15 protein-coding genes are annotated in these 16,363 nt (G+C 56.9%); 4 read left to right on the forward strand and 11 right to left on the reverse strand.

Going from position 1 to position 16,363, the window contains the following annotated elements; translation table 11 throughout:
- Positions 1 to 36: 36 nt before the first annotated feature.
- Positions 37 to 1,452, reverse strand: a complete 1,416-nt coding sequence (locus AC2FLJ_RS06055) for an aminotransferase class V-fold PLP-dependent enzyme (protein ID WP_496696207.1) — start codon at positions 1,450 to 1,452, stop codon at positions 37 to 39.
- A 103-nt stretch (positions 1,453 to 1,555) separates the two neighbouring features.
- On the opposite strand from AC2FLJ_RS06055, the gene AC2FLJ_RS06060 reads away from it, so the two are divergent.
- A complete protein-coding gene (locus tag AC2FLJ_RS06060) occupies positions 1,556 to 2,017 on the forward strand; it encodes an Lrp/AsnC family transcriptional regulator (RefSeq protein WP_496704830.1) in 462 nt (153 codons plus the stop codon).
- A 277-nt stretch (positions 2,018 to 2,294) separates the two neighbouring features.
- Here the strand turns inward: AC2FLJ_RS06060 and rpsD are convergent, their stop codons facing one another.
- The 4 genes from rpsD to AC2FLJ_RS06080 all read right to left on the reverse strand — a co-directional run bounded on the left by rpsD (position 2,295) and on the right by AC2FLJ_RS06080 (position 7,233).
- Positions 2,295 to 2,915 (reverse strand): 30S ribosomal protein S4, encoded by a 621-nt coding sequence (gene rpsD / locus AC2FLJ_RS06065; RefSeq protein WP_058275494.1) that lies wholly within the window; start codon positions 2,913 to 2,915, stop codon positions 2,295 to 2,297.
- A gap of 200 nt (positions 2,916 to 3,115) precedes the next feature.
- On the reverse strand, positions 3,116 to 3,616 hold the full coding sequence (locus tag AC2FLJ_RS06070) for a hypothetical protein (RefSeq protein ID WP_496704832.1): 501 nt from the start codon (positions 3,614 to 3,616) through the stop codon (positions 3,116 to 3,118).
- A 417-nt stretch (positions 3,617 to 4,033) separates the two neighbouring features.
- On the reverse strand, positions 4,034 to 4,822 hold the full coding sequence (locus AC2FLJ_RS06075; RefSeq protein WP_496704834.1) for a hypothetical protein: 789 nt from the start codon (positions 4,820 to 4,822) through the stop codon (positions 4,034 to 4,036).
- A gap of 128 nt (positions 4,823 to 4,950) precedes the next feature.
- Positions 4,951 to 7,233, reverse strand: a complete 2,283-nt coding sequence (locus AC2FLJ_RS06080; protein ID WP_496704836.1) for an adenosylcobalamin-dependent ribonucleoside-diphosphate reductase — start codon at positions 7,231 to 7,233, stop codon at positions 4,951 to 4,953.
- A gap of 128 nt (positions 7,234 to 7,361) precedes the next feature.
- On the opposite strand from AC2FLJ_RS06080, the gene AC2FLJ_RS06085 reads away from it, so the two are divergent.
- Positions 7,362 to 7,793, forward strand: a complete 432-nt coding sequence (locus AC2FLJ_RS06085) for a DUF1489 family protein (protein ID WP_282118950.1) — start codon at positions 7,362 to 7,364, stop codon at positions 7,791 to 7,793.
- Here AC2FLJ_RS06085 and hisG read toward each other — a convergent pair whose 3' ends face one another.
- The 3 genes from hisG to hisS are packed head-to-tail and all read right to left on the reverse strand — an operon-like array spanning position 7,794 to position 11,059.
- The gene (hisG, locus tag AC2FLJ_RS06090) at positions 7,794 to 8,483 is read right to left on the reverse strand and encodes an ATP phosphoribosyltransferase (RefSeq protein ID WP_058276022.1); all 690 of its coding nucleotides are present in this window, start codon (positions 8,481 to 8,483) and stop codon (positions 7,794 to 7,796) included. It lies immediately after the preceding gene.
- Positions 8,480 to 9,568, reverse strand: coding sequence for an ATP phosphoribosyltransferase regulatory subunit (locus AC2FLJ_RS06095; protein WP_496704838.1), 1,089 nt, complete (start codon positions 9,566 to 9,568; stop codon positions 8,480 to 8,482). The genes hisG and AC2FLJ_RS06095 overlap by 4 nt, the downstream gene beginning before the upstream one ends.
- Before the next feature lie 3 nt (positions 9,569 to 9,571).
- Positions 9,572 to 11,059, reverse strand: coding sequence for a histidine--tRNA ligase (gene hisS / locus AC2FLJ_RS06100; RefSeq protein ID WP_496696219.1), 1,488 nt, complete (start codon positions 11,057 to 11,059; stop codon positions 9,572 to 9,574).
- A 131-nt stretch (positions 11,060 to 11,190) separates the two neighbouring features.
- Here hisS and AC2FLJ_RS06105 point away from each other — a divergent pair, with 131 nt between their 5' ends.
- Together AC2FLJ_RS06105 and AC2FLJ_RS06110 are read left to right on the forward strand one after the other, a co-directional pair.
- Complete coding sequence (locus AC2FLJ_RS06105) at positions 11,191 to 11,385, forward strand: SlyX family protein (protein ID WP_058275721.1); 195 nt, start codon at positions 11,191 to 11,193, stop codon at positions 11,383 to 11,385.
- 11 nt (positions 11,386 to 11,396) lie between these two features.
- Entirely contained in the window at positions 11,397 to 12,086 is a 690-nt protein-coding gene (locus AC2FLJ_RS06110; protein ID WP_496696221.1) for an imm11 family protein, read from the forward strand.
- A 21-nt stretch (positions 12,087 to 12,107) separates the two neighbouring features.
- Here AC2FLJ_RS06110 and AC2FLJ_RS06115 read toward each other — a convergent pair whose 3' ends face one another.
- The 3 genes from AC2FLJ_RS06115 to dnaE form a co-directional block, all read right to left on the reverse strand.
- Complete coding sequence (locus AC2FLJ_RS06115) at positions 12,108 to 12,476, reverse strand: hypothetical protein (RefSeq protein WP_496696223.1); 369 nt, start codon at positions 12,474 to 12,476, stop codon at positions 12,108 to 12,110.
- Positions 12,477 to 12,481: 5 nt separating this feature from the next.
- A complete protein-coding gene (locus tag AC2FLJ_RS06120) occupies positions 12,482 to 12,700 on the reverse strand; it encodes a YMGG-like glycine zipper-containing protein (protein WP_496696225.1) in 219 nt (72 codons plus the stop codon).
- A gap of 85 nt (positions 12,701 to 12,785) precedes the next feature.
- The gene (gene dnaE / locus AC2FLJ_RS06125) at positions 12,786 to 16,286 is read right to left on the reverse strand and encodes a DNA polymerase III subunit alpha (protein ID WP_496696227.1); all 3,501 of its coding nucleotides are present in this window, start codon (positions 16,284 to 16,286) and stop codon (positions 12,786 to 12,788) included.
- Positions 16,287 to 16,363: the final 77 nt, after the last annotated feature.

The following is a 16,363-nucleotide window of genomic DNA, read 5'->3' on the forward strand; positions in this document are numbered from 1 at the left end:
ACCCGTCTCAACGCGTTGAGAAAAGCGGCAATTCCGTCACGCCGCTTTGAAGCGGGCGGTCGCCGGGTCCGCGTTGTAATAAGGGGTGAATTCCTCAGTCCGGTGGGACAGATCATTGACGCTATCGATGATGAACTGAACCGTCTCCTCGCTCATAAGGTAAGAGAAATTCAGGCGGACCCATCCGGGTTTCTTCATCTCTTCCCCTGCGGACAAAGCAGCATGCAATTCAGTGGACGTTTTACGGTCGATATCCAGCAAGCGATGCGCATATGGCCCGGCACACGCGCAACCACCGCGCGCCTGAATGCCGTAGATGTCGCTGAGCATCCGGGTAAACAGCTGCTGATGCACCGGCTGGCCAGAGTTGTCCCGCACAAGGAAAGAATAGATCGGCAAACGATGCTGGTTTTCAGTGCCTAGCAAAGTCAGGTTTGGATTGTCGCCCCACCCTTTCAAGGCCATTTCATTATATCGTGCTTCGCGTTCAGCAATTTCATCCGTGCCGACGACATCCTTGACGATGAAGGCCAGCGCGGCGCGGATATCTCCGATCACATTGGGTGTTCCGGCTTCTTCCCGCGTGGCCAAATCCTCGCTGTAGTCATGGCGCCAGGGCGATACAAAGCTGACAGTCCCGCCACCAGGCCAACTTGGGCAAGTACGGCGAACTGCGTTCTGATTGACGATCAACACACCGGACGCGCCCGGGCCGCCCGGGAACTTGTGCGGGGAGACTACGATGGCATCCTTGCGCGCATCTTCTGGCCCCATGTCCATCGGCATGTAAGGTCCACCACCGGCGTAATCCCAGATCGAAACAGCGCCATGAGACTTGAGCAGCCGCGTGATCGGGTCCGGGTCTGTAATGATGCCGGTTACGTTAGAGGCAGCGGAAAATGAACCGACAATCAGATCGGAATCGGCATTGTCCACCAATGTCCGTTCAAGTGCACCGAGATCAACGCCGCCTTCGGGCGCTTCGGGGATTTCGATGACCTGCGCTTTGCTTTCCCGCCAGGGGAGGATGTTCGAATGATGCTCGTATGGCCCGATCAGAACAACCGGCCGGTCAGCCCCCTCAATTCCCATCAAACTGACCAGCCGGTTAAGGCCCGCAGTGGCGCCGGACCCGGTAAAGATCACCGCGTCGTCTTCCTTTGCTCCAACAATGCGGGCTATTTCCGCGCGCGCTTCGCGGCGCAGACGGGTCATATACGACCCACAATAGGAGGCCTCAGTGTGGCTGTTGGCATAAAAAGGCAGCACCTCATGGGCGACAAAATCCTCTACCTGCTGCAGCGCACGACCCGAAGCGACGTAGTCCGCATAAACCAGCGGCACGTCCCCATTCAGACCGGGGATCAGAACATTCTCTCCGATCAGCCCGTCGCGCAGGGTTGAATTGCGAGTGGTGGATTGGAGGTCTGCGCGAAATTTGGACAAGGTCATGATTAATTCTCCATATTGCATCACCAAATATGATTGAATGAGGACGCAGAAACTTCACCTTTCTTTTGGTATATTTCTAAATTTTTGTGTCATATGCTTCAGTATGGCAGAAAAATTAGATCATATTGACAAGCGCATCCTTCGCGAACTTCAAACAGACGCAACACTTTCGCAGCGTGAGTTGGCGGACCGAGTCGGGTTGTCGCAAAATGCCTGTTGGCGGCGGCTGAAGGCGTTGAACGAAAATGGCGTCATTACCGGTTCGACCGCGCGGATCGCCCGCGAAAAATTGGGGCTGAGCCTTGTGGTCTTTGTTATGCTGCGCACCCGGCACCATTCGGCTGAATGGCTACAGGCATTTCGAAGCCATGTCCTAACCATCCCCGAGGTAGTGGATTTTCACCGCATTGGTGGCGACTATGACTATCAGTTGAAAGTCGTCACGCAAGATATGACGTCATATGACAAGGTGTATCAGCGATTGATCGACAAGGTCGAACTAGACAGTGTGACCTCGTACTTTGCGATGGAGGCCATCGCCGAAAGCAGGTCGCTGCCAATTTGATTCAGCGCCTTCGGCGGACTTCTTCAATGGTCAGGCTGGAATACTGCTCGTAGGTTGTTACGCGTTCAATTCAAAACACAGCCTGCGCCACCCAAGCGTGTACTTCAGCATTCCCACCCACTGCAGGCGTTCCATTGGGGCACTTCGGTGGATATTTTCTAATAGCCGAGATGCAACTTGCTGGATCAGCCTTCAAACCCAATACGCGTCATCGCATGTCCAAAAAAAAAGGGCCGCGCAAATTGCGCGGCCCTGGAATTCTGGATGTCGGCGAAGATTAGTTCTTCGCGTAGAATTCGACGACCAGGTTCGGTTCCATGACGACCGGGTAAGGCACATCGCCCAGGCCCGGCGCGCGAACGAAGGTCGCGGTCATTTTCGAGTGGTCGGCGTCGATGTAGTCAGGCACGTCACGCTCGGCCAGAGCAGCGGCTTCCAGAACTACAGCCAGTTGCTTGGACTTGTCGCGTACTTCGATCACGTCGCCTTCTTTGACACGGTAGCTGGGGATGTTGACCCGCTTGCCGTTCACTTTGACGTGGCCGTGGTTCACGAACTGACGTGCAGCAAAGACGGTTGCAACGAACTTGGCACGGTAGACAACCGCGTCCAGACGACGCTCCAGCAGACCGATCAGGTTTTCACCGGTATCACCGTTCACACGTACAGCTTCGGCGTAGATGCGGCGGAATTGCTTCTCGGTCAGGTCGCCATAGTAGCCTTTCAGCTTCTGCTTGGCGCGCAGCTGCAGACCGAAGTCCGACAGTTTGCCCTTGCGGCGCTGGCCGTGCTGGCCGGGGCCGTATTCGCGACGGTTAACCGGGGATTTCGGACGACCCCAGATGTTTTCACCCATCCGGCGGTCAATTTTGTACTTGGCAGACGTGCGTTTGGTCACGGCTGATCTCCTTCGTTAGGTCGAGGCCCGTACAGGCCACTATGAAGGGCGTTGTCCTCTTGAGGTTTCCCCCATGACAGGAATCCCCTTACGGGGTCCACCAACACCAGTGAAGCCGCGCTTATATCCGCAGAATTGGCGGAGTCAACACGGCTGTGGATTTTTTGCTATGTGCGAATTTCGTCGGCCTGCTTGGCGTTTTAGTCTGCTACGCTTCGGACGCCCGCAACTGTGTTTTCCCAACTCTTATCCATCGGCGACCGCGTCGGGAAAGCGACAACGTTTTGGTCCGGGAGGCTGGAATTGCTTTCGCTTTCAAACTCGGTATACGCACTGACCCAGAATTCCTGATCGCGCGCGGGATACCCGTTTTCAAAAACCAGCGTTGGGTTTGCTTCTCCGGCGACCAAAAACAGGAGCGCCGTGTACTTTTGCGCGCCATTGGTCAGAACGATACGACCCAGCGCCCCGTCCGCCAGATTCGGCGACGGTGCTATGCTGCTTTGCAATTTTGAGGAATAAACTTCGGCCTGGCCTGACAACACAAGGCCCTGCTCGGCCGGACTGGCCAATGAAAGAGCCTGCCCACGCCACGACCATGCGGCTCCGATTTTCAAAAAAGACTGAGGCGCCGCCTCAAGTCCGTTTAACTCTGTCTGCGTCCACGAAATGGATATGCGACCGCTGTCCCCGGCTGTCATTGTATCCGCCTGTACCTTTCAACAAATCACTGCTTACTGCACCTTCTTATCAGGACAGAATCTGGCGGAAAAGAGACCGAAGTGCAGCAATCACGTAAATGTTTCCGGTGTGTCAAGTCAAACTGATACTAAAAGTGAAATAAATTCAACCTTAGATTGTTTTTGAACAAAAGGCGATGGACCAACCTCAAGAAAACTCAAAGCGATTCTCTACTCAAATATCTGTTTTTAAATTGCAAATTAAACCTAGGGTATTCGCTCTTCATGCACGGCCATTTCCCAGCGGTATTTCGAAAACCATGATATTCTGGTTCATCCAATCCTATCTGGGCATCCGATTTGAGCCGTCTGATCGTTGCATTACAGCAACTAAATTGGGCAGTGGCACCAATCTGGGCCAACCCTTGCTTCAACTCATCAATGGGTGCCATTCGATCGCTTCAGCTTGTCCAAGTAAGCTCGTTTCGCGGCTGCTATCTCTTCATCGCTCAAATTCGATCGGTTCAGGTCCAGAAAATAGTCGGTGCCTCCGGCTGGCTGGACGTTCCGATTGTCACTTGTGATGAGCCTATCGGATCTCACGTTTAGAATGGACAGCGCCTTAATCAACGGGAAATCGTGATCGTCCAGACCAGAAACGTTGACAGATTCCACCTCGGCGCGCGGTGAAACCGCCTCTTTCACGCGGCGGACCACCGCCTCAAGGTCTGCACCCTGTTGCAACACCTTGCCGTATTGTGACAGATCCTCGCGGATTCTATGGCTGCGAAGGTTTTGCCAATACGTACTTCTGATCCAATCAGCCGCGTTTCTGGTCGTAAACAGAAAGATAATGCGATCCCCGGCATCAGTCAGGCGCGAAACCTCATCCAACAGAGCTTTGGAAAGAACGTGCGTTTGCTCATATGACCAAACCCCTTTGCGACCGGGGATCAAACCAGCGAATTCTTCATTGCTGATCAGCAGGGGTTTGCCACCATGGTCCGCAAAAGGCTTCAGCGCCTCGCGAACGATTGCTCCGAAATTGCGAAGGGTGCGATCCTTGGGGGCGACCGCATACCGCCGTGCAGCCAGGCTGGCTTCTTGCAAGTCATCAGGCAATAGAACATTCACGCGATCTTTCAGGTATTCCCGATTTTTCGAGAGCGTCTTTTGCAGGGTCGTTGTGCCCGTTTTATGGAAACCTTGATGAATTACGACCTTCAATACAATACGTCCCGTTCGTCCTTGGCCTGCGTGCTGCAGGGCTTTCAAAAAAATGCCAAACCTGCTCAACACAGGCTTGGCACTTCTTTGGTCAGACCAATTTGAAACCGGCGCTGAATTTCACGACATCAGCCACATTTTGAATGACCGCAGCTGCGGCAGGTCATGCAACCCTCGATCATCACCATGTCGTACTGGCCGCAGGATGGGCAGGCTTTGCCGCGTGGCGCGTCCATGTTGACGACCTGAGCCTGGGGGTCGGATTTGAGCGCCATGCCCTCGCCCTCAAGAAAGCCAATATTGATCATGTGCTGTTCGATCACACCACCAATTGCGGCCAGGATCGACGGGATATACTTGCCCTGAACCCATGCGCCACCGCGCGGGTCGAATACCGCTTTTAGTTCTTCCACCACAAAAGACACATCCCCACCCCGGCGGAATACGGCCGAGATCATGCGGGTCAGCGCCAGCGTCCAGGCGTAATGCTCCATGTTCTTCGAGTTGATGAACACTTCGAACGGACGACGACGGCCACCAATGACAATATCATTGATCGTCAAGTAGATCGCGTGTTCGCTGTCGGGCCACTTCAACTTATAGGTCGACCCTTCCAGAGATTGTGGGCGATCCAGCGGCTCCGACATGTAGATCACGTCGCCACCGTCAATTTCATGCGGTGCGCTTGCACTTTCACCCGGCGCTTTGTCTTCGCTTTCCGACACGGTCAGGACGGACCCCGTCACATCGTTCGGACGATAGGTCGTGCACCCTTTGCACCCCTGATCCCAGGCCTGCATGTAGACATCTTTGAAAGCGTCAAAGCTGATGTCCTCGGGGCAGTTGATCGTCTTCGAGATCGAGCTGTCGATCCATTTCTGCGCCGCGGCCTGCATCTTGACGTGATCGGACGGGGACAGCGTCTGTGCGTTGACGAAATAGTCTGGCAGCTCTTTGTCGCCGAATTTGTCGCGCCACATCTGCACCGCGTAGTCCACGACCTCTTCTTCAGTGCGCGAGCCATCCTTTTGCAGGACCTTCCGCGTGTAGGCATAGGCAAAGACCGGCTCGATCCCTGACGACACATTCCCCGCATACAGAGATATTGTCCCCGTCGGCGCGATCGAAGTCAGCAATGCGTTGCGGATGCCGTGTTCGCGGATCGCATCGCGCACGTCATCATCCATCTGCTGCATCGTGCCGCTTTCCAAGTATTTCTCGGCGTCGAATAGGGGGAACGCCCCTTTTTCCTTCGCTAAGTCGACCGACGCCAGATACGCGGCGCGCGCAATCGCTTTCAACCAGAGCTCGGTCTGAAGCGCGCCCTCGTCCGATCCGTAGCGCAGACCCAGCATCAGCAGAGCATCCGCCAGCCCGGTCACGCCTAGCCCGATACGGCGCTTGGCCTGCGCCTCGGCGGCCTGTTCCGGCAGCGGGAACTTCGACGCGTCGACAACGTTGTCCATCATGCGGACGGCTGTCGCGACCAGCTCTTGCAGGGCAGCCTCATTCAGATGGGCCGCATCTTCGAACGGCTCTGCCACAAGACGGGCAAGGTTGATCGACCCCAACAGACATGCACCATATGGCGGCAACGGCTGCTCGCCACACGGGTTCGTCGCCGCGATGGTTTCGGCATAGCTGAGGTTGTTGGCTTTGTTGATCCGGTCGATGAAAATCACACCCGGTTCGGCATAGTCATAGGTGGCCTGCATGATCTTGTTCCACAGATCACGCGCTTGAACGGTGTGGTAAACCTTGTCTTCGAACACCAGCTCCCACGGGCCATCGGCTTTGACAGCTTCCATGAAAGGATCGGTGACCAGCACAGACATGTTGAACATACGCAGGCGTGCAGGGTCGGACTTAGCCGTGATGAACTGTTCGATATCCGGGTGGTCACAGCGCATGGTCGCCATCATCGCACCCCGGCGCGAACCTGCGGACATGATGGTGCGGCACATCGCGTCCCATACATCCATAAAGCTCAGAGGCCCGGATGCATCCGCCGCGACCCCATGCACATCCGCTCCGCGCGGGCGAATGGTCGAGAAATCATAGCCGATCCCCCCACCCTGCTGCATGGTCAGCGCGGCCTCTTTCAGCATATCGAAGATACCGCCCATGCTGTCCGGCACCGTGCCCATGACAAAGCAGTTAAACAGCGTCACACGTCGCGCAGTGCCTGCGCCAGCGGTGATACGGCCAGCAGGCAGGTATTTGAAATCTTCCAGCGCTTCGAAGAACTTCTGCTCCCAATGCGCCGGGTCTTTTTCGACCTGCGCAAGATCGCGAGCGATACGCCGCCAGCTGTCCTCAACCGTTTGGTCAATGGGAGTGCCATCGGCCTGTTTGAAACGATATTTCATGTCCCAGATCTGCTCGGCGATGGGGGCGGCAAAGCGGCTCATTGGTGATTCCCTGTTCTGAAAGAGGTATCCAGATTATCCCAGATCACACCTTAACCACAACACCTTGATGACAGGCTTTCTTGAGCTACAATGTATAGACGGTCTTGGGACGACTCTGTGGGAAAGCTGTGGATAAGTACATAAACCTCATAAAACTCTCCGTCGGATCGGAAAGCGTCGACACGCTGATGGAATGGCAGGATAGCCGCAAACCGCTTTATGAAGACGGCTTGCCGCGCCACGTCACCCGCATGTGGCCCAAGCGCGAGGCCGAGATTCTGAACGGCGGATCAATCTATTGGGTGATCAAGGGTGTCGTACAGTGCCGCCAGAAGATCCTGCGGCTGGACGAAGTGCGCGGCGAGGACGGTATCCGCCGCTGCGCCATCGTGCTGGACCCTGAGGTGCACCGCACACAGAACGCTCTGAAACGCCCGTTCCAAGGGTGGCGATACCTTAAACCCGAAGATACGCCTGCCGATCTTCCCAAAGGACGGGCCGAGGATGATTCTCTGCCCGACGATCTGAATCGCGCGTTGGCGGACATCGGCGTGCTGTAATCAGCTCAGCCGGTCAAGCAATTCGGAAAGAACCTCTTTTTCACCCACACCATAGCTGGCAACCCGACTACGCCACAGCGTGGCCTGTGATTGCAGGATCAAGCCGTCCGACAGGATTTTTAGGTGGTTTGCGCGCAATGTCTCACCTGTCGAGGTGATATCGGCAATCGCCTCGGCGGTTTCGTTCATCACAGTGCCTTCGGTTGCGCCCTGGCTGTCCACCAGAGTGTAATCTGCAACCCCAGCGTCCGTCAGAAACTCGCGCACCAATCGGTGGTATTTGGTCGCAATCCGCAACCGGTGCCCGTGGGTTTTGCGAAACGCTGCCGCGGCAGCATCGAGATCGTCCAGAGTTTCGACATCGACCCAGCAGGCTGGTGTCGCGATAATCAAGTCGGCTTTGCCAAAGCCCAACTCGGAGACTTCTTCAATCTGCTGTTCCCACCGTGGCAATTTTTCGTGCACCAGATCGGTTCCCGTGACACCCATATGAATGCGGCCAGCTGCTAGTTCGCGGGGGATTTCCCCGGCAGACAGCAGGATCAGCGAGACTCCGTCGATCCCTTCAACCTTACCGGCATATTCCCGGTCTGATCCGCTGCGCGACAATGTGATGCCGCGCTTTTCGAACCACGAAAAGGTCTTCTCCATCAATCGGCCCTTCGAGGGCACGCCCAGTTTCAGGGTCATTGCGCGGCCTCCTCGACTTCGAGCATCAGGTCGGGACGCAACACGCCGCCAACAGCTGGAATTTCTGCCCCGTTGCCCAGTTGTCGCGTCAGCGCATCGTAACGCCCGCCGGTGGCAATCGGAGGCAAATCGGGGCGACCTTCGGCATAAAACCCAAAGACAAACCCGTCGTAATACTCCATCGACGTACGCCCATAGGCAGCCTCGAAATCCAACCTACTCACGTCAACACCACGCGCCTGCAGGGCGGCAATTCTTGCCTCAAGCCTGTCCAGCGCCGGGGTGATCTGAGGCAGGTCAACGGCCACATCCCGCAACTGCTCCAAAGCAAAGGGCATGGTTTCCCGAACGGTCAGCAGAGATTCCAGGCCTGCAAGCTCGTTGTCAGAAATCGGTGACGTGTCGCGATCTTCGCGCAACGCGTCGATGCGCGCCTCGATCTCGGCAGCGCGGCGTTTGCCGATCATAGGAACGTCAAACCCCATCGGGTCTGCGGCCTCCAAAAGCATTGTGCGGTGTTCCGGCTCGGGCTTTCGCCCGGCGAACCGATCGAGCAGGACGCGGAACCGACGTGGACGCCACAGGTGGCGCATCAGCGCGGCCTTGCGCCGATCCGTGGTGCGCAGCCCCTGAACAGCCGCCGTAAGGATGCCGATGTCACCGGTTGCCGCGCGCAGGGGCAGCCCCCGCAATTGCAGGGCAAACAGAGAAAACACCTCGGCATCGGCCCCGGCGGGATCATTGCGGTCAAAAACTTCATAACCGACCTGAATGTACTCGTTGGACCGATCCGGGTCATGCTCTTGCCGACGAAAAACTTCACCAGAATAGGTATAGCGTGCGGGTTCAGCCCCTTCGGTCATGTGCATCTGCACGACCGGAAGGGTGAAATCGGGGCGCAGCATCTGCTCACCTCGCAACGCATCCGAAGTCACGTAAGCACGCGCGCGGATGTCTTCGCCATAAAGGTCCAGCAACGTTTCAGCCGGTTGCAGCAGGGGCGTATCCACAACCTGTGCCCCGGCGGCTTCAAACCGGACACGCATCATCGCGGCGCGGGCCTGTATCTGGGAACGATTGGGCATCGGTCAGTCCTGACTGTCCAGAATTTCGCGCACTTTGGCGACCAGATCACCACGTGACACTTCGAACTGGCTGGGGCGTTCTTTCCATTCCTCGAGCGTAGCGCTTTCGGCAATCTTCGCGCCAAGGATCAGGTCCTTGATCTGCACGATCCCATTGGCTTTCTCGTCACCGCCCTCGATCACTGCAATCGGAGAGTTCCGTTTATCCGCATATTTCAGCTGATTGCCGAAGTTCTTGGGATTACCCAGATAAACCTCTGCCCGGATACCTGCGTTGCGCAGTTCTGCCACCATCGCCTGATAATCGGCCATCCGGTCGCGATCCATAACGGTCACGACTACAGGACCCGTAGCCTGCGCGGCTATCCTGCCTTTTTCGCGCAGGGCAGCCAGCAGACGGTCGACACCGATGGAGACGCCGGTCGCCGGAACTTCCTGCCCGGTGAAGCGTTTAACCAGATCGTCATAGCGACCACCACCCGAAACCGATCCGAATTGCCGCTTGCGGCCTTTCTCATCGAAAATCTCAAAGGTCAGCTCGGCCTCATAAACCGGCCCGGTATAGTAACCCAGACCGCGCACGACCGAAGGGTCAATCTCGATCCGGTCCGCGCCGTACCCGCCCGCATCCAACAAGGTGCCGATTTGTTCCAACTCGGCGATCCCGTCCGCGCCGATCTTGCTGTCGCCTACGGCGGCGCGCAAGTTGGCCAATGTTCCGGCGGTTTCCGCGGCCTTGGAGGTCAGAAACGCGATCACCGGCTCAGCCTGATCCTCGCTAAGACCAACACCGTCGATAAACGCGCCAGAGGCGTCCAGACGGCCTTTGGTCAGCAGCTCTCGCACGCCCTGCTCGCCAACTTTGTCGAACTTGTCGATGGTGCGCAGAACGTTATCGCGGGCAGCGACGTCTTCGCCAAGCCCCATCGCCTCAAGCACGCCGTTCAGAACTTTGCGGTTGTTGACCCGCACAAGATAATCGCCGCGCGGAATGCCGACGGTCTCAAGCGTGTCCGACAGCATCGCGCAAATCTCGGCGTCAGCGGCCATCGAGGCCGTGCCCACCGTATCCGCATCGCATTGATAAAACTGGCGATAGCGCCCCGGCCCCGGCTTTTCATTCCGCCAGACTGGTCCCATCGCATAACGACGATAAGGCGTCGGCAAATCGTTGCGGTGCTGCGCGTAAACCCGGGCCAAAGGCGCGGTTAGGTCATAGCGCAGGGCCATCCAGTCGCCCTTGTCATTTTCGTCGACTTCCTGCCACGCGAACACACCCTCGTTAGGGCGATCTACATCCGGAAGGAATTTGCCAAGCGCCTCGACGGTTTCAACCGCGCTGCTTTCCAGGGCGTCAAAACCGTACTGATGATAGACGTCCGCAATAGCCCGCAGCATCTCGGTGCGCTGCGTGACTTCCTGGCCGAAATAGTCACGGAACCCTTTTGGCGTTACGGCCTTGGGGCGGGGCTGTTTCTTGGGCTTGGCCATGTGGGACGTCCTTGGGAGTTGCCTTGTTCCGCGCGCGGTCTATCCCATGGCCTGCATCGGGGCAAGGCGCGCTTTCGCTGGCCATGCGCTGTCCGGGTCGCTATGACCGGCCTAAGACACAGGAGTCCCCCATGCAGCATCTGGAAGAGCAGATCGCCCATCTTGCCCGTACGGTCGAAGACCTCAACTCGGTCGTCACCCGCCAACAGGACGAGATTGATCGTTTGACACGCCGTGTCGAGATGCTGATGCGCCGCGAAGGCGAACGGGCGCAGGAAGGCTCGGGCGGGATCGTTTTGGGCGACGAACGCCCGCCGCACTATTGAGTGCTTGGCTGATGCCGAATGATGTGAACGGTGACCTCTGCGTCTGGATTTCCACGACAGTAAACAACATCAACGCAATACAAGCGGCAGGCCGTAAGGAGTTTGGCGATACATGGCGTGCGAAGCACTCGCCAGAACAGGTTGAATGGTCCAAGAGGATGGTTCAGGAATCGTCTCTGGGCTGGAAGCATGGGAAGATCCTGACCAAAGAACAGGTTGGCGATATCTGGTACTACAATACACATCCAGAATATGAAGTGCCGCCGTATATTTCCGGGGGTGGATATCCTTTGGTTTCCGAATCCGCCAAAGCTGTTCTGGAACAGTATGATCTTGGGGAGACCGTCTTTCACGCCTTGATCTTGATGGATTCAGCTGAAACGCGCCTTTCAACACCCGAGCCGTATTTTCTGCTGAATGTCGGCAACAAGCGCGCGATGGGCAACTACGAGGCACTTGGTCCTGAAGGTGATAGTCGCGCACATCTAAACTGCCGAGGAGGCGGGATAGCGTATCTTCCGGTAAGCGGGAAAGAAGACCAGTTGGTCGTTACTCCTGAAGCGGTAAGTGGCCCAGACATATGGCTGGACCCCAAAGTGCCTTCACTACTGTTCCTGTCCGACCGCCTTGTCGCTGGCCTCAAGGCCGCCGGGATGGAAAAAGGTTGGGCTCTGGTTCGTTGTGCGGTGGGCACGCTCTAACGTGCCTAAAACGAACGTGGGTCACAAACCCAGCGATGTTTTCACCGCGTTGTCGACCACGCCGCCCAAAAGGGCATCCTTATCCGAGGCGCAACCTTCCGACAGCGCTGCTATGAATGCTTCACGCAACTGGGCCTTTTCCTCATCTGTGGCCGCATGATCTTCGATATTGATCTGGCGATTGTGGAGAGACAGGGCAGTCATCTTTGCGACAACAGTCACAACAAATTCTTCATCACCATCCGCTTCTTCTGCAATCGAGGCGCAAGTATAGTGCATGACGGGCAATGCATCCTGTACCATCTGCTCAGCCGCCTCATCGGCCGCAGCCACACACGGAGCCGCCAGGATTGCGGCGCAAGCGGACATTTTGAGTTTGAAAAAACGCATCACAATCACTTCCAGTTATGTCCAATAATAGCTCCGGCCACGCCACCAATCGCTGCGCCTTTTCCGTCACCGACAATCGCTCCAACACCTGCGCCGATCAGCGCACCCTCAAGGGTCTTCTTTTTCTTCTTGTCGTCCGCCGACGCGACCGAGGCTGCAATCAAGGCCAGCGATGCCGCCGCCCCGAACAAAACTCTTCTGAAATTGAGACCTGCAATTGTCATATCAACACCCTCCTGCGGCATGACCCAAAGACATCTCTGTCGGGTCAGCCTAGCGGGGTGCTAACTGTCTGGCAACAAAGAGAGGTCAGATCTCTTCGACGGACAGAATACCTTCTAGCGATTTTATCGCGCCTTTGATCTGCGGGTTGATCGGAAACTCAACACCCAGGTCCATTTCGACATCACCTGGCAGGCTTGGGTCCAGTAACAACAATTGGATCGGTCCGCGCGCTGCGCCTTTGGCAGCGGTAGCGGCATCCTCAAGGACTTTTGCTACGGTTGGCACCGCTTGCGCTGCGTCAACAAAGATACGTAGCCCCGTCGCCCCGGCTTCTGCCACCACGGAATCCGCCGGGCCGACCGAGCGCCCCAGCAGCTTGAGTTGATCCGCCTCCATCGTCGCTTCGGCGGTCAGCACCACCTGTGCTCCGGTTTCCAGATACTCGCGGGACTTTTCGAGCGTTTCTGAAAACAGCGTTACCTCGTATGCACCTGTCGGGTCGGACAACTGGGCAAAGGCGAACCGGTTTCCACGCGCGGATTTACGCTCTTGCCGTCCGGCAACAACACCAGCCATTTTGGCGATAAAGGGGCCAGAGCGTGCTTTTTCGGTCACCTCATCCAGCGTGAGAACCTGCTTTCGCTTCAGCGCGGGCATATAGTCGTCCAACGGATGGCCCGACAGGTAAAAACCGATGGCTTTGAATTCTTCGCTCAGACGTTCCGCCGGTAGCCAATCAGGCGAAGGCGACAAGCGCGGTTCGGGCAGGTCATCGCCCGCCTCGCCAAACAGCGACACCTGGTTCGAGTTCTTCTGGTCATGGATGGCGGCCGAATACTGCACCAGCGGATCGAGGCTTTCGAAAACGCGACGGCGGTTCTTGTCGAGTTGATCGAAGGCCCCTGCCCGCGCCATCATCTCTAGCGGGCGCTTGCCGACCCTCTTCAGATCAACCTTGCGGGCAAAGTCGAACAGGTTCACGAACGGCTTGCCTTCGCGACCTGCGACCACAAGGTTCATCGCTTCGACACCTACATTCTTTAGCGCGCCCAGCGCATAGATAAGATGCCCGTCCACCACGTCGAATGTCGACAGCGACCGGTTCACGCAAGGCGGTACATAAGGCAGTTCCAGCCCCTTTCGGACCTCTTCGAAGTATACGGCCAGCTTGTCGGTCAGGTGGATATCGCAGTTCATGACACCGGCCATGAACTCGACCGGGTGGTTCGCCTTCAGCCAGCCTGTCTGATAGCTGACAACCGCATAGGCGGCCGCGTGGGATTTGTTGAACCCGTAGTTGGCGAATTTATCCAGCAGGTTCCAAACCTCGGTCGCCTTGGCCTCATCCACATCGTTCTCAGCAGCACCCTTGAGGAACTTGGGCCGCTCTGCGTCCATCGCCTCCTGGATTTTCTTACCCATCGCGCGGCGCAGCAAATCCGCACCGCCAAGGCTGTAGCCCGCCATTTCCTGGGCGATCTGCATCACCTGTTCCTGGTAAACGATGATACCTTGTGTCTCGTCTAGGATATGATCGATGGACGGGTGCAGCGTGTCCCGCTCGCTCAGCTTGTTTTTGACCTCGCAGAACTTGGGGATGTTCTCCATGGGACCAGGACGGTAGAGCGCGACGAGGGCAATGATATCTTCGATACAGTCAGGCTTCATCCGCTTGAGCGCATCCATCATGCCCGAGGATTCCACCTGGAACACCGCCACCGTCTTAGCCGCCGAATAAAGTTTGTACGTCGCCTCATCATCCAGCGGGATGGCGTTGATCTGGTTCTCGGCCCCGTCTGCAGGCTCATAAAGCTCGGTTCCGTCGGCGGCGACGTGCAATGGACGGTTGGATTTGAAGATCAGATCCATTGCATTCTGGATCACAGTCAGCGTCTTCAGACCAAGAAAATCGAACTTCACCAGCCCGGCCTGTTCCACCCATTTCATGTTGAACTGAGTGGCCGGCATGTCGGATCGCGGGTCCTGATAGAGCGGCACCAGAGCATCCAGCGGGCGGTCTCCGATAACCACTCCCGCCGCGTGGGTCGACGCGTTTCGCAGCAACCCCTCGACCTGCTGGCCATAAGTCAGCAGGCGGTCCACAACCTCTTCGTTGCGCGCCTCTTCGCGCAGACGGGGTTCGTCTTTCAGCGCCTTTTCGATGGAAACGGGTTTGACGCCTTCCACCGGGATCATCTTGGACAGGCGATCCACCTGCCCGTATGGCATCTGCAGCACGCGCCCAATGTCGCGCACGGCAGCTTTCGACAGCAACGCACCAAAGGTGATGATCTGCCCCACCTTGTCGCGGCCGTATTTCTGCTGCACGTAACGGATCACCTCTTCGCGGCGGTCCATGCAGAAGTCGATATCGAAGTCCGGCATCGAAACCCGTTCCGGGTTCAGGAACCGTTCGAAAAGCAGCGAATAGCGCAGCGGATCAAGGTCAGTAATCGTTAGCGCATAGGCCACCAAAGATCCCGCACCCGAGCCCCGACCCGGCCCGACCGGGATATCGTGATCCTTGGACCACTGAATAAAATCGGCAACAATCAGGAAGTAGCCGGGGAACCCCATGCCTTCGATGATGTCGAGCTCGAAATCCAGACGTTCCTGGTATTCTTCAGGCGTCACCGCATGTGGGATCACCGCCAGACGTTTTTGCAAACCATCATTTGCAATACGGCGCAGTTCGGCAACCTCGTCATCAGCGAATTTCGGCAGGATCGGATCGCGGCGATAGGCCATGAACGCGCAGCGCTTGGCAATCTCGACCGTATTCTCAATGGCCTCGGGCAAGTCGGCGAACAAGGTCGCCATCTCCTGCTGCGACTTAAAATAGTGCTGCGCGGTCAGACGGCGGCGGCCTTCCTGCTGATCGACATAGGCCCCCTCCGAGATACAAATCAGCGCATCGTGCGCTTCGTACATATCTGTGGTCGGGAAATAGACGTCATTGGTGGCGACCAGAGGAAGGTTTTTGGCATAGGCCATTTCCACATGGCCACGCTCGGTCAGACGTTCGGCCTCGGGTTGACCGCCCTCACCCGGATGACGTTGGAGTTCGATATAGAGGCGATCGGCGAACATCGCTGACAATCGGTCCACCAAGGCTTCAGCCGCGGGGCGTTGACCCTGTTGCAACAACATCCCAACCGGTCCATCCGGCCCACCGGACAAGCAGATCAACCCTTCAGATCGTTCCGCAAGTTCTTCCAGAGTCACCTGCGGCAACTGCCCACCCTTGTCGACGTAAAGACACGAGCTGAGCTTCATCAGGTTCTCATACCCGGCCTCGGACTGGGCAAGCAAAACCACCGGTGCGGGTGTTTTGGGCTTTTCGCCCGGTTGCGCCTGCACATAGGTCAGGTCAACCTGACAACCCATAATCGGCTGCACTCCGGCCCCGCTGGCGGTGACCGAAAACTCCAAAGCCGAGAACATGCTGTTAGTATCCGTCACAGCGACGGCGGGCATATCCATCTTATCACACAAACCGGGCAGCTTTTTCAGCCGCACGGCGCCTTCCAGCAGGGAATATTCGGTGTGAACACGGAGGTGAATGAATCGAGGAGTACTGCTCATGACTGCCACGCTATCCCAGCCGCGCGCCCGGCAAAAGCAGGAACCTTGGCTTTGGATTGCCAAAAAGATGGGCTTTG

The sequence above is a fragment of the Ruegeria sp. CDSA034 genome, assembly GCF_059612275.1.

Coding starts and splice junctions, on each gene's coding strand:
- AC2FLJ_RS06055 (WP_496696207.1), bottom strand. CDS start 1,452: ATGACCTTGTCCAAATTTCGCGCAGACCTCCAATCCACCACTCGCAAT.
- AC2FLJ_RS06060 (WP_496704830.1), top strand. CDS start 1,556: ATGGCAGAAAAATTAGATCATATTGACAAGCGCATCCTTCGCGAACTT.
- AC2FLJ_RS06070 (WP_496704832.1), bottom strand. CDS start 3,616: ATGACAGCCGGGGACAGCGGTCGCATATCCATTTCGTGGACGCAGACA.
- AC2FLJ_RS06080 (WP_496704836.1), bottom strand. CDS start 7,233: ATGAGCCGCTTTGCCGCCCCCATCGCCGAGCAGATCTGGGACATGAAA.
- hisG (WP_058276022.1), bottom strand. CDS start 8,483: ATGACCCTGAAACTGGGCGTGCCCTCGAAGGGCCGATTGATGGAGAAG.
- AC2FLJ_RS06095 (WP_496704838.1), bottom strand. CDS start 9,568: ATGCCCAATCGTTCCCAGATACAGGCCCGCGCCGCGATGATGCGTGTC.
- hisS (WP_496696219.1), bottom strand. CDS start 11,059: ATGGCCAAGCCCAAGAAACAGCCCCGCCCCAAGGCCGTAACGCCAAAA.
- AC2FLJ_RS06105 (WP_058275721.1), top strand. CDS start 11,191: ATGCAGCATCTGGAAGAGCAGATCGCCCATCTTGCCCGTACGGTCGAA.
- AC2FLJ_RS06110 (WP_496696221.1), top strand. CDS start 11,397: ATGCCGAATGATGTGAACGGTGACCTCTGCGTCTGGATTTCCACGACA.
- AC2FLJ_RS06115 (WP_496696223.1), bottom strand. CDS start 12,476: ATGCGTTTTTTCAAACTCAAAATGTCCGCTTGCGCCGCAATCCTGGCG.
- AC2FLJ_RS06120 (WP_496696225.1), bottom strand. CDS start 12,700: ATGACAATTGCAGGTCTCAATTTCAGAAGAGTTTTGTTCGGGGCGGCG.
- dnaE (WP_496696227.1), bottom strand. CDS start 16,286: ATGAGCAGTACTCCTCGATTCATTCACCTCCGTGTTCACACCGAATAT.